At 44.2% G+C, this 12,967-nt stretch carries 11 protein-coding genes; 7 read left to right on the top strand and 4 right to left on the bottom strand.

What is annotated here, in order from left to right; translation table 11 throughout:
- Window positions 1–145: 145 nt before the first annotated feature.
- Window positions 146–2,560 (bottom strand): penicillin-binding protein 1A, encoded by a 2,415-nt coding sequence (locus ACEPPX_RS06680; protein ID WP_416623428.1) that lies wholly within the window; start codon window positions 2,558–2,560, stop codon window positions 146–148.
- A gap of 152 nt (window positions 2,561–2,712) precedes the next feature.
- Between ACEPPX_RS06680 and pilM the strand changes: the two genes are divergently transcribed.
- The 7 genes from pilM (at window position 2,713) to aroB (ending at window position 9,494) form a co-directional block, all read left to right on the top strand.
- A complete protein-coding gene (gene pilM, locus ACEPPX_RS06675) occupies window positions 2,713–3,804 on the top strand; it encodes a type IV pilus assembly protein PilM (protein WP_047760781.1) in 1,092 nt (363 codons plus the stop codon).
- Window positions 3,805–3,806: 2 nt separating this feature from the next.
- Window positions 3,807–4,397: a PilN domain-containing protein gene (locus ACEPPX_RS06670; RefSeq protein ID WP_047760725.1), complete on the top strand. Its 591-nt coding sequence runs from the start codon at window positions 3,807–3,809 to the stop codon at window positions 4,395–4,397.
- Window positions 4,397–5,026, top strand: a complete 630-nt coding sequence (locus tag ACEPPX_RS06665) for a type 4a pilus biogenesis protein PilO (RefSeq protein ID WP_416623511.1) — start codon at window positions 4,397–4,399, stop codon at window positions 5,024–5,026. The genes ACEPPX_RS06670 and ACEPPX_RS06665 overlap by 1 nt, the downstream gene beginning before the upstream one ends.
- 11 nt (window positions 5,027–5,037) lie before the next feature.
- Complete coding sequence (locus ACEPPX_RS06660) at window positions 5,038–5,568, top strand: pilus assembly protein PilP (protein ID WP_416623427.1); 531 nt, start codon at window positions 5,038–5,040, stop codon at window positions 5,566–5,568.
- A gap of 15 nt (window positions 5,569–5,583) precedes the next feature.
- Window positions 5,584–7,809, top strand: a complete 2,226-nt coding sequence (gene pilQ / locus ACEPPX_RS06655; RefSeq protein WP_416623426.1) for a type IV pilus secretin PilQ — start codon at window positions 5,584–5,586, stop codon at window positions 7,807–7,809.
- Between the two features lie 65 nt (window positions 7,810–7,874).
- A complete protein-coding gene (locus ACEPPX_RS06650; RefSeq protein ID WP_416623425.1) occupies window positions 7,875–8,408 on the top strand; it encodes a shikimate kinase in 534 nt (177 codons plus the stop codon).
- Window positions 8,409–8,411: 3 nt separating this feature from the next.
- Window positions 8,412–9,494: a 3-dehydroquinate synthase gene (gene aroB, locus ACEPPX_RS06645; protein WP_416623424.1), complete on the top strand. Its 1,083-nt coding sequence runs from the start codon at window positions 8,412–8,414 to the stop codon at window positions 9,492–9,494.
- 87 nt (window positions 9,495–9,581) lie between these two features.
- Here the strand turns inward: aroB and ftsB are convergent, their stop codons facing one another.
- From ftsB to guaB, 3 genes are all read right to left on the bottom strand, one after another.
- Window positions 9,582–9,857 carry a cell division protein FtsB gene (gene ftsB / locus ACEPPX_RS06640; RefSeq protein ID WP_416623423.1) on the bottom strand — a complete coding sequence of 92 codons (276 nt, stop codon included), beginning with the start codon at window positions 9,855–9,857 and terminating at the stop codon, window positions 9,582–9,584.
- Between the two features lie 10 nt (window positions 9,858–9,867).
- Complete coding sequence (gene eno / locus ACEPPX_RS06635) at window positions 9,868–11,154, bottom strand: phosphopyruvate hydratase (protein ID WP_047760732.1); 1,287 nt, start codon at window positions 11,152–11,154, stop codon at window positions 9,868–9,870.
- A 320-nt stretch (window positions 11,155–11,474) separates the two neighbouring features.
- A complete protein-coding gene (gene guaB, locus ACEPPX_RS06630; RefSeq protein ID WP_416623422.1) occupies window positions 11,475–12,941 on the bottom strand; it encodes an IMP dehydrogenase in 1,467 nt (488 codons plus the stop codon).
- Window positions 12,942–12,967 lie beyond the last annotated feature (26 nt).

The following is a 12,967-nucleotide window of genomic DNA, read 5'->3' as shown; positions in this document are numbered from 1 at the left end:
CCATCATAATCCGTGCCGTCTGAATTTTAATTTTTCAGACGGCATTTTTTGATTATTATCTTCTTTATCAATCCGATAAGAAAACAGCCGAAACGGGCAAACCGTTTCGGCTGTTTAAGATTATATTTTGCTTATCGGAGTCTCCTTAGAATAAGGAATCCAATTGGCCATGTCCTCCGCCTTGAGCCGGTGTGGGCTGAGAAGGTAACGAACCCTCTCCTCCTTGCGAAGGAGCAGCAGACGGCGCCCCTCCGTTTTGCTCGGATTTACCCGGCGATTGTTCGGCGGCGATACTTGAATCACGCTCTTCGCTCGCCACCGGTCTGCTGGCTCGATTATCGAGAGGCAGATTCGGATTGGTGCTTTGCTGCTCGCGCAAATAGTATTCCCCACCACGGTTAACCAAACCTTCAGGCGGCGTCATTCCTTTTGCAGGAACGCCTTTCAGCGCAAAACGCATGTAATCCACCCACACCGGTACCGCTATAGTACCGCCATAACCCGCACGTCCCATACTCTGGGGCTTGTCGTAACCGATATAAACCGCCGTAACGATATCCGGATTAAATCCGACAAACCAAGCATCTTTATTATCATTGGTCGTACCGGTTTTACCTGCAATATCACTTCGGCCCAAAGCATTAGCTCGGGTGGCCGTACCATAACGGACAACATCTTGCATCATACGGTACATGATATATGCATTGCGGGGATCAATAGCCTGAGGGGCATTTTCTTTTGCAACTAAAGGCTGCATTTGGGCGCGCAACCGTCCCTGGCTATCATATATTTTGTCAATAACGTAAGAAGAAACCTTATAACCGCCGTTAGCAAATACTGCATAAGCTTCCGCCATTTTCAATGGGGTAGTTTCACCTGTTCCCAAAGCCATAGACAAGCTGGCCGGTATTTCAGACGGCTTGAAGCCAAAACGCTGAATATATTGCTGTGCATAATTCACACCAACCGACATCAGAATACGGATGGAAACCATATTTTTAGAAGCGGTCAAAGCTTGGCGCAAGGTAATATAACCCGCATAACGTCCATCTGAATTCTTAGGATTCCAAGTAGAACCGTTCGGCCCACGCCCCGGCAAAGAGATTGGTGCATCATTAATGACCGTTGAGGCAGTCATACCTTTTGCCAATGCTGCAGAATAAACGAAAGGTTTGAATGACGATCCCGGCTGGCGCTGTGCCTGTGTAGCACGGTTGAATGTTTTACTGTGAAAATCATAACCGCCCACCAAAGCGCGAACCGCACCGGTTTTACTGTCCAAAGCAACCAGCGCCCCTTGCAACAAAGGCTCTTGGGCTACATACCAGCGATTATTACGGTTTTGCAATCTGATAACCGCTCCTTTGCGTATTTGAGCGTCTCCCATGGATTTATTATTGACAGCCCGCGCAGCAAAGCCCAAATTTGCACTACCTAATTTTACTTCTTCTCCATCAGGCATCTGAACCGTCACCAACTGTTTGCTGGCTGCCGTCACTACTGCGGGCACAAAGCCGTCGACAGTATAAAGAGAAGACAAATATTGGCTAACGGCATCTTCCGGATTTTCTTCTTTGCTTAAATCCAGATAATGCTCTGCTCCGCGATAGCGGCTGCCTCGGTCAAAATTGCGTAATGCCTTACGTAAAGCGGATGTGGCTACTTTTTGATGTTCGGTACTTACCGTAGTGTAAACTTTAAAGCCTTGGGTATAGGCATCTTCACCATATTTTTCGTAAAGCTCTTGCCTTGCCATTTCAGCCACATACAGTGCGCTTTGATCTACCCGCTGTACAAACCGTTCATAATGCAATTTTTCAGCTAAAGCCTGATCACGCTCTTGCGGACTGATCATTTTCAGTTCCACCATATTATTCAGAATGTATTGCTGACGTACTTTAGCCCGTTGGGGGTTTACAATAGGATTAAATGCAGAAGGAGCCTTGGGCAGGCCGGCCAAAATAGATGCCTCAGCCAAAGTCAGTTTGTCTACCGGCTTATTGAAATAAATTTGAGCGGCTGCCGCAAAACCGTAGGCACGCTGGCCAAGATAAATTTGATTAAAGTACAGCTCTAAGATCTGATCTTTAGTTAAAGACTGTTCGATTTTATAAGCCAATAAAGCTTCGTTAAATTTACGCGTAAACGTACGCTCATTGGTTAAGTAAAAGTTTTTAGCAACCTGCTGGGTAATCGTACTAGCCCCCGATTGTACTGAACCGGAGCTCAAATTACCTAATATGGCACGCGCAACACCAATTACGTCTACTCCCCAGTGCTGATAAAACCTCTGATCCTCTGCCGCAATTACAGCATTTTTCAGGTTGTCAGGAAAATCAGCTATTTTTGTAAACGAGCGGCGCTCCTCGCCGTACATGCCGATGACCTTGCCGTCTGAAGAATAAATCGTTAAAGGCATTTTGGGCTGGTAGTGCTGCAATGTATCCAACGAAGGTAATTTGGGATATGTAACCAAAATTGCAATCGCCAAAAGGCCTACTCCAAATAAAGCCAATCCGAATATTAAACCAACTAGAGTTGTTATAATCTTTTTAACCATAACCAAATATAAATTTTGCCATCAAAAGCATTAAATAAAGTAAAATAACCAAATATTTCAAAATGGGCAGCCTAAACAGAACCCGTTTAAGAAAGAAACATTACAGTTAACGCCAAACACCATTTACTTACTCAGAGCAAGAAAGTTACATGATGCGTTTCAAAAAAAGTGTAAAAAATACAAATAATAAGGCATTAAATTCGTTATCCGCCCGTTCTGCTATAGGCGTAGATATCACACAAAATGCAATCACCTTGGTTCAAGTTTCCAGCCGTAGTTTAAACCAAATTCAGTTGGAAAAATATGTTATTGCCAAATTGCCTAAAAATATTATCAAAGGCAGTAGAATTCAAGACTACGAACAGCTAACCACGTATTTGCAACACGCATATACCCAATTGCATGCCAACAGCAAAAATATTGTTGCTGCATTACCACAGAATCTCTCCACAATTGAAAACTTAACATACAACGCCCAAAACGCAGAAACAGATATTGAAGGCTTTGTAGAGTTTGAAGTCTCTCAAACCGCTCCCATTGAAGAAATGAACTACGATTATCAAGTTGTAGACTCAAGTGCTGCATCGGAGCAAATCCTGCTGGCTGCGGTTCGTAAAGATGATGTAGAGCCGCGTATCGAAATGTTTGAAAATGCCGGCATGCCCCTATCATTTATGGATGTTGATCTTTTCGCGCAATCAAACGCCTTTTCGTTCTGGATCAACCAACATGCTCCTGAAATGGCAGATGAAAAAATTGCATTGATTGGCATTCACGCAACACAAATGTACGCATTGATTGTAGAAAAAGGCAAAATACTCTACAAACAAGAAACTTCTGTAAGCGCAGAACAGCTGAATCAGCTCATTCAACGCACATACCAAGTTACCGAAGAAAAAGCAGATCAAATTCTGCTTTCCACATCAAAGCCCTCCGATTACCAAAGCCAAGTTGCCGACCGTTTTAATATACAAGTGGCGCAAGAAATCCAACGGGTCTTACAATTTTATTACACAACTCAGCCTAGCGATCAATTCTCCAGCGTGAAGCATATCCTACTTACGGGTCTGCCTGCACAACAAAATGGTTTGCCGGAAACCGTCTTTACCCAAACAAATACGGCTACCGAATGTATTCACCCAGTATTGTATACAAACCATAGCAACCATATAGACTTACCACAATTACAACGAGACGCACCATTATTGACTATTGCCTTCGGTTTGGCACTTAGGGGGTTATAAACATGATCGAACTCATTAAAATCAACCTTCTTCCTTATCGTGAAGAGATTGAACAAAAAAAGAAACAACAATTTAAAATTATGATGCTGACGGCAGCAGTAATAGGTCTATGCCTATCTGCTTTAGCTTATGTAGGCTTAAACCAAGCAATTAGCCGACAAGAAGACCGTAACCAATTTCTTTCATCAGAGATAGAAAAGCTAGATCAAAAACTTGTGGAAATCAAACAGCTTGAGCAAGAGAAACAAAACTTTCTTACACGTAAGCAAAAAGTTGAAGAACTACAAGAAAAGCGTTTCCAAGCAGCATCTATTATTGATACTTTAAATGTTCTTCTTCCGGAAGGTGCTTACCTAACCAATATACAAGCAGAGTCTGCAGATACCTATACCATCAGTGGTAAAGCAACAAGCGACAATAAAATCGCCATGTTTATGCGTTCGATTCCAAGCACAGGGGTATTCATGCAGCCTGAACTGTTGAGCATCAAAAAAGAAAATAATGCACAAGAATTCACCTTAAAAGTCTTGCTAAACCAACGCACGGCTACACCTGCTCCGAATAACACAACCGTCGCAGCCGAGGTGAAATAATTATGACTAAAATGAATAAAGACCTAGACATCAAAAATCTCCACCAACTCGGAGGCCCCGCAAAACTACTGCTTGCCATTATTGTTATAGCGGGTATTTTAATACTTGGCTATAGCTTGCTTTTCCGCTCGCAACTCGATGCACTGGAAGCAGCTGCAACAAAAGAAACTGAGCTAAAAAGCACCTATAACGAAAAAAGTATCCAAACAGCGAGCCTCGATAATCTGAAAAAAGAGCTTGCATCTTTGCGCTCCGCTTTTGATGTGCTGTTGAGACAATTACCCACGGATGCAGAAATTCCGAATTTGATCCAAGAACTTCATCAAGCGGGAGCTTCAAATGGCATGAGAATGGACAGCGTAAGCCCCAAAGCACCAATCAACGACGGCCCTATCCAGATACTGCCATACGATATCAGCATCAGCGGACGTTATAATCAGATTAGCCAATTCACACGTGATGTAGGCCAACTTTCGCGCATCATTACGCTTGAATCATTACAACTGAAATCTGATGACAAATCAAATCAACTGACTCTGAGTGCCACGGCCAATACCTATAAAGCCCGCCCTGCTGAAGAAGTTGCCGCAGAATTAGAGGCTGCCGCTAGCGAAACCAATAAAAACTAACGGGGTACCAAATGAAAATTAAACTTTTACTCCCTTGCTTCATTATATTGACTGCTTGTTCTCCTAAGCATGAAGATTTACATCAATGGATGGAAGATACCCAAAAACAAGCCAAAGCAAGCATCCGACCTTTTGAAGCACCGACTGTTAATCCGCCACAACCCTATAATCCTCCTACTTATACGGGACTAAATGCTTTTGATAGCAAACGTTTAAACGCAACCAATCAAGGAACCAATGCGCCTAACACAAACAGACCCAAAGAAGTATTGGAAGCTTTCAGTCTAGAAAACCTCCGTTATGTCGGCAGACTGACTAAGAACGGCAGTACATCAGGTTTTGTTGAGGCAGATGGTCATGTTTATACGGTTCGCCCTGGTAACTATATCGGGCAAAATTTCGGTAAAATTCAATCTATTCGTGAAGACAAAATCACAATTGTGGAAGTTGTAGAAGATACTTACGGCAACTGGACCTTTCGTAATGCCGAGCTACCTCTCAGCAGCACTTCGGACAACAACGCCAACCAAACAAATAATTAAAGGGGTAACAAGATAATGAAATTCAATAAAATCAAAATGCTTTCTGCTTTCAGCCTCGCTTTGACTCTACAGGCTGCTTGGGCAGGGAATATTACAGACATCAATGTTTCAACTTTGCCGGACAATCAGAAAATCATCAAAATCAAATTTGACCGCGATGTAGTATCACCAAGCGGTTTTATTACGACTACTCCGGCGCGTATTGCCTTAGACTTTCCCAGCACCGGCATTCAATTACCCCAATCCGTATTAGAATATGCCGATCCTTTATTAAATCAAATCACAGCTGCCCAAAACAATGATAGGGCGCGTATCCTTCTCGGTCTAAATAATGCAGGCCAATACAATACCGAAATTAAAGGTAACGAGGTATGGGTCTATGTCAGCGAAGCAGCTGATAAAACAACTGCACCTACTTATAATAACAATATTACCAGCACCATAGTATCAAGCAATTCACAATCTGCAGCTGTTGCTACTTCCAGCAACAAGCAAACTCAGGTTTCTGCAAACATTGATTTCCGACGCGGTAACCGAAACAGCGGTATTATCGAACTAACAGCTCCTTCTTTCAGCAGCCAACCGGATATTAAACAACAAAGCGACCGCGTCATCATTACATTGAAAAACTACCCTCTGCCGACTCAAGCTCAGCGTAGTTTGGATGTCTCTGACTTCAACACCCCCGTCCGAAACGTAACTATGAAACGTATCGGTAATTCGACCCAAGTTATTATCCGTAACCAAGGTAGCTGGGATATCCGTACACAGCAGGGCAACGGTCGTTTTAGTTTTGAAATTTCCCCCAAAACTGATGTCGCTTCTCAAGGCTTGGGCAGTGCCCCGAAACGCAACTTTACCGGACGCCGTATTTCACTGGATTTCCAAGATGTTGAGGTTCGTACTATTTTACAAATCTTAGCTAAAGAATCCGGTACCAATATTGTTGCCAGTGATAGTGTAAACGGCAAAATGACACTGAGCCTTAAAGATGTACCTTGGGATCAAGCTTTAGATTTAGTCATGCAAGCACGCAATCTAGATATGCGCCGCCAAGGCAATATCATCAACATTGCGCCGCGCGACGAATTGCTGGCCAAAGATAAAGCCACCTTGCAAGCACAGAAAGAAATTGAAGAGCTTGGCCCGCTATTTTCACAAACGTTCCAACTCAAGTATAAAAATGTAGAAGAATTCCGCAAAATTCTACGCTTAGATGATTTGAACAATAACAATACGGACAAAAACCGCAATACGTTGCTTAGCTCACGTGGTAGTGCTCTGATAGATCCGTCCACCAACACCCTGATTATCACCGACAACCGTATTGTGATTCAAAAATTCCAAAAATTGATTGAAGAGCTGGATGTACCTGCCCGTCAAGTGATGGTAGAGGCTCGTATTGTTGAAGCAGATGATGGTTTTTCACGCGATATTGGTGTCAAATTCGGCTTTGCCGGCGCCAACTCACGTAATAGCTGGGGCTCTAATTTTGGTAATGCGATCACCAACACCAACGCTCAAATTGCCAATGATGCCGCCAGATTTAATGCCAATGAAACCAATTATGCAGCAGCAATTAATGATGCCAAAAACGGGGGATATACACCACGTGTATTACCTACCCTGACACCTTTCACCCTAAGCCCCAATATTAACCTACCCGCAGCAGCAGCCTCTTCCAGCATCGCCTTAGTGCGCGCAATCGGTTCAGGTGCACTGGGCTTGGAGTTGACTGCCATGCAAGAACAAAATCGAGGCAAAATTATTTCCAACCCTCGCGTCTTAACCCAAGATCGTAAAGAAGCCGTTATCGAATCAGGTACTGAAATTCCTTATGAAGAAGCTACTTCTAGCGGAGCCACTTCGATTACCTTCAAAAAAGCTGTATTGGGACTGACTGTAACCCCCAACATCACACCAGACGGGCAAATTATTATGACCATTAAAATCAATAAAGATACGCCCCAAGATTGTGTGATCAACAGCCTGACAACCAAATGTATCAGCACTAAAAACCTGCAAACCAATGCAATGGTTGAAGACGGAGGCACATTAATCGTCGGTGGTATTTACGAAGAAGAAAACCGCAATATTGTGAATAAAGTACCGTTGTTAGGAGATATTCCGGTTGTCGGCAACCTCTTCAAATCTCGATCACGTAATGAAAAACGCCGCGAATTATTGATCTTTATTACCCCGCGTATTATGGATAATATCGGCAGCACTCTGCGCTATTAATTTGATTCAGATGAAAATTTTAAAGTGTTAAGAAATTGAACACTTCTTAGAAGTTTTCATTTAAAATGCCTGCTATGAAAAACATAGCAGGCAATTTATTTTTAATCGGCTTAATGGGGGCCGGCAAAACCACTATCGGTAGACAAATCGCAAGATTGTTAGAGCGTCCGTTTTACGATAGCGATCATGTGATATGTGAGCGTACCGGGGTTTCTATTCCAACTATTTTTGAGCTGGAAGGAGAGGAAGGTTTCCGCAACAGGGAAAGTACTATTATTGACGAACTATCCCAACAGAATCCCATAGTACTTGCTACAGGCGGAGGTGCCGTACTGAGAGAAGAAAACCGCCGTCATTTACGTCAACGCGGTACGGTTATTTACCTCCATGCACTGCCGAAAATTTTACTGGAGCGTACACGCTGTGATAGTAACCGTCCATTATTAAATGTTCCTGATCCTCTAAGTAAACTACAAGAACTGTATTCTGCCAGAGATCCCCTATACCGGGAAACTGCCCATATCATACTGGATGCTAACCGCAATCACTGCCAAAAAACCATTGAGCAGCTACTTTCAGCCATACGTGAGAAAAAATAACTTATGCGCACTTTAACCGTACACGCACCCTCCCATTTTTATCCTATTTATATAGGTTCAAAACTACTGGGCAATGAGGATATATTAAAATGTCATCTTACGGGTAAAGCGGCCATCATCACCAATGAAACCGTAGCACCACTATATTTGAATCAGCTTCAGACGGCATTAAATAATATCGGTATTCCACATTTCGCGATTATTCTACCTGATGGAGAAGCGCACAAAAATTGGCAAACATTAAATCTTATTTTTGACGGCCTTCTAGAGAATCACGCCGACCGAAAAACCACATTAATTGCCTTGGGAGGCGGAGTAATTGGAGACATGGTCGGCTTTGCTGCAGCTACCTTTCAACGTGGCGTTCCATTTATTCAAATCCCGACAACCCTACTTAGCCAAGTTGATTCCTCGGTAGGAGGAAAAACAGCCATCAATCATCCTCTAGGCAAGAATATGATTGGTGCATTTTATCAACCTCAAGCCGTACTCGCTGACTTGGACACCTTATCCAGCCTTTCCTCTCGCGAACTATCTGCCGGCTTGGCAGAGGTCATTAAATACGGCCTTCTCGGTGATGCGGATTTTCTAAAATGGCTAGAACAACACATTACTGATTTAACGCAAAAGAATCCTGATACGTTAGCAGAAGCCGTTTATCACTGCTGCAAAATGAAAGCAGACATCGTACGGCAAGATGAAACCGAGCAAGGTATTCGTGCTTGGCTAAACCTTGGCCATACTTTCGGTCATGCTATCGAAGCAGAAATGGGATATGGCAACTGGCTACATGGAGAAGCCGTAGCTGCCGGCTTAGTTTTGGCCTGCCGACTATCCAGCCAAACAGGCTCAATCAGCGACCAAGATATTGCATGCGTTGCTACTTTACTTGAAAAAGCCGGCTTACCAACAGCTCCGCCCCAGTTTCCTTTTGAACGCTGGATACAACACATGCAACATGATAAAAAAGTTAGTGGCGGCATTATGAGGTTTATTGGTTTAAATCGCATAGGTGAAGCCAATATTACTGAAGTATCCGACTACGAGATACTACGCCACACCTTAGCCCCTTATCTTCCGCAATAAAAACATCATTAATATTATTTATAAATATGTAATGAAAATGCCGTCTGAAAATATTTTCAGACGGCATTTTCATACTACTAAAAAGCTTTAAGGCTTCTTCACTAATCGGTAAAAAACTTCACCGTTTTGGATATAACCCAAATCTACACGGGCAATTTCCGCAATAGCATCACGGCCTTCCGACAAATCGGTTACCTCTGCATCCAGTGCGGCATTGCGCAAGGTAAGCGCATGGTTTTTGGTCTCTTGCTCAACCACTTGGTTTTGCAAGCTCCACATATCGCGCCAGCCACCCTTCGATAACCAAAGGTTATACTGAAAGCCACCCAACGCTGCAATTAAAACCACTGTTACCCACTTCATGTATCAAACCTTACTTACCCAGTTGATAAAAAGCGGTTTTACCCGGGTAGTATGCGGCTTCGCCCAACTCCTCTTCAATACGCAACAATTGGTTATATTTTGCCATACGGTCAGAGCGGCTTAACGAGCCGGTTTTAATTTGCATACAATTGGTTGCTACGGCCAAATCCGCAATAGTGCTATCTTCGGTTTCACCCGAACGATGGCTCAATACGCTGGTATAACGGTTGCGTTTAGCCAACTCTACTGCTTTTAAGGTTTCACTCAAAGTACCGATCTGGTTTACTTTTACTAACAAAGCGTTACCTACACCAGCCTCAATGCCTTTGGCCAAAATTTTCGGATTGGTCACAAATAAATCATCACCAACCAACTGTACTTTAGCACCCAACTTATCGGTTAACAGCTTCCAACCTTCCCAGTCGTTTTCATCCATGCCGTCTTCAATAGACACAATCGGATACTCGTCAACCAGCTTGGCCAGATAATTGGCGAACTCTTCGCTGCTCAAAGCCAAGCCTTCAGCGCTTAAATGGTATTTACCGTCTTTATAGAACTCGCTCGAAGCACAATCCAGAGCAAATAACACATCCTCGCCCGGAATATAACCGGCAGCAGTTACTGCTTCTTGCATCAGCTTCAATGCTTCTTCATGGCTGCTCAGATTCGGAGCAAAGCCACCTTCATCCCCGACCGTTGTGGGAAAACCTTTACTGTCGCACAATTTTTTCAGAGCATGAAATACTTCCGCACCGCACCGTAATGCTTCACGGAAACTGGAGGCGCCTACCGGCATAATCATAAATTCTTGGATATCCAAGCTATTATTGGCATGTGCACCGCCGTTAATAACATTCATCATAGGTACAGGCATAGCCATAGGGCCTGCACCGCCCAAGTAACGGTATAATGGCAAACCTGCATCTTCAGCCGCAGCGCGCGCCACAGCCATAGATACGGCCAAAGTAGCATTCGCACCTAAGCGTCCTTTGTTATCGGTACCATCCAAATCCAACATAACTTGATCGATATAAGATTGCTCACTCGCATCCAAGCCGATCAAAGCCTGAGCGATTTCATTGTTTACATTTTCAACAGCCTGCAACACGCCCTTACCCAAGTAACGGCTTTTATCACCATCACGCAACTCCAAAGCTTCTTTTTGACCGGTAGATGCACCTGAAGGTACTGCGGCACGTCCCATCACGCCCGATTCGAGCAACACATCACATTCAACAGTCGGGTTGCCGCGTGAATCCAAAATTTCGCGGGCGAAAATATCAACAATTGCGCTCATGCAAAGTCTCCTGAAAATAAAAAATAACAGTACGAATCTAGATAATAAAATATTATCCGAACCATGCCGTCTGAAAAAACATTACCGAACGGGATTATACTGATTCAGACGGTATCAAACGAGTATTTCCCCAAAAATCTCTTAAATCGAGTTAGGCACCATAAAATGATGCAAAACGGCAGGCTGCCTACAGTATAAATAACGTACCAAACGGCGAACCAACCGTAATCCAACCCTATCAATAATCAAACTGCTGAAACATTACCGTCCTACAAATACAGCAAAGGGTTGCCTGCTTGAGACAACCCCCTGTTTAATGCCTAACGAATATGATAGTTTGGTGCTTCTTTGGTAATTTGCACATCGTGCACATGTGATTCACTCATACCTGCCGAAGTAATTTCCACAAACTCCGCACGCTCATGCATTTCCGAAATAGTCGCACATCCCAAATAGCCCATACTCGAGCGCAAACCACCCATCAGCTGGTGGATAATCTGCACAATCGGGCCTTTATACGGCACCCGTCCCTCAATACCTTCCGGTACATATTTATCGGCATTATCTTCTTTATCTTGGAAATAACGGTCTGAAGAACCTTGACTCATTGCCCCCAAAGACCCCATACCACGGTAAGATTTATAAGAACGGCCTTGATAAAGCTCGATTTCTCCCGGGGCCTCCTCCGTACCGGCAAACATACCGCCCAGCATCACGCAATGCGCGCCGGCAGCCAATGCCTTGGCAATATCACCTGAAAAACGGATACCGCCATCCGCAATCAGAGGAATACCCGTACCTTTCAACGCTTCGGCTACATTATGGATAGCAGTCAGTTGGGGCACCCCCACGCCGGCCACGATACGGGTTGTACAAATCGAGCCGGGGCCAATACCCACCTTAACCGCATCTGCGCCTGCGGCCACCAAGTCACGCGCAGCCTGAGCCGTAGCAATATTGCCGCCGATGACCTGTACCTGAGGGAAATTTTCCTTAACCCATTTAACACGGTTTAATACGCCTTGGCTATGGCCATGGGCAGTATCCACTACCAATACATCGACACCTGCCTCAACCAAAGCCTTTACGCGCTCGTCCGTATCCGCACCAACCCCCACGGCTGCGCCGACACGCAAACGACCGTCGCTATCCTTATTCGCATTAGGAAACTCGGTATTTTTCAAAATATCTTTTACAGTAATCAGGCCTTTCAACTCCCAATTATCATTAACCACCAAAACACGTTCTACTTTGTGCTCGTGCATCACATCGCGCGCTTCATCGACACACGTACCTTCAGGTACAGTTACCAAGCGTTCGCGCGGTGTCATAATCGCAGATACAGGCTGATCCAAACGCTTTTCAAAACGTAAATCACGGTTGGTTACCAAACCGACCACTTTACCGTTTTCCACTACCGGCAACCCCGACATCTTGCGCTTGCGTTTCGCCTGCATTTCCATCAACTCACCAACCGGCATATCGGGTGAAATTGTTACGGGCTCTTTCACCACACCGCTTTCGTGACGCTTAACTTTCGCCACGGCATTGGCTTGGCGTTCAATACTCATATTTTTATGGATAATACCGATACCGCCCTCCTGTGCCATAGAAATGGCTAACCTAGCTTCGGTTACCGTGTCCATCGCGGCGGAAAGTAAGGGAACATTCAAAGAAATGGCTCGAGTGAGCGGGGTTTTGAGGCTAACGTCTCGTGGGAGCACTTGGGAATGTGCGGGAACCAACAAAACATCGTCAAAGGTATAGGCTTTTTCTACGATACGCATGATGCTTTCAGACTTTCAGTTTGTGC

The organism is Neisseria sp. S1 (genome assembly GCF_048060015.1).
GTDB classification, from domain to species: Bacteria; Pseudomonadota; Gammaproteobacteria; order Burkholderiales; family Neisseriaceae; genus Neisseria; species Neisseria arctica.
This window is presented reverse-complemented; position numbering and strand designations above follow the sequence as displayed.

What these genes read in the sequence shown, in the direction of transcription:
- ftsB (WP_416623423.1), bottom strand. Translation starts at nt 9,857, where the DNA reads ATGAAGTGGGTAACAGTGGTTTTAATTGCAGCGTTGGGTGGCTTTCAG.
- guaB (WP_416623422.1), bottom strand. Translation starts at nt 12,941, where the DNA reads ATGCGTATCGTAGAAAAAGCCTATACCTTTGACGATGTTTTGTTGGTT.
- pilQ (WP_416623426.1), top strand. Translation starts at nt 5,584, where the DNA reads ATGAAATTCAATAAAATCAAAATGCTTTCTGCTTTCAGCCTCGCTTTG.
- eno (WP_047760732.1), bottom strand. Translation starts at nt 11,154, where the DNA reads ATGAGCGCAATTGTTGATATTTTCGCCCGCGAAATTTTGGATTCACGC.
- pilM (WP_047760781.1), top strand. Translation starts at nt 2,713, where the DNA reads ATGCGTTTCAAAAAAAGTGTAAAAAATACAAATAATAAGGCATTAAAT.
- aroB (WP_416623424.1), top strand. Translation starts at nt 8,412, where the DNA reads ATGCGCACTTTAACCGTACACGCACCCTCCCATTTTTATCCTATTTAT.
- ACEPPX_RS06670 (WP_047760725.1), top strand. Translation starts at nt 3,807, where the DNA reads ATGATCGAACTCATTAAAATCAACCTTCTTCCTTATCGTGAAGAGATT.
- ACEPPX_RS06660 (WP_416623427.1), top strand. Translation starts at nt 5,038, where the DNA reads ATGAAAATTAAACTTTTACTCCCTTGCTTCATTATATTGACTGCTTGT.
- ACEPPX_RS06680 (WP_416623428.1), bottom strand. Translation starts at nt 2,560, where the DNA reads ATGGTTAAAAAGATTATAACAACTCTAGTTGGTTTAATATTCGGATTG.
- ACEPPX_RS06650 (WP_416623425.1), top strand. Translation starts at nt 7,875, where the DNA reads ATGCCTGCTATGAAAAACATAGCAGGCAATTTATTTTTAATCGGCTTA.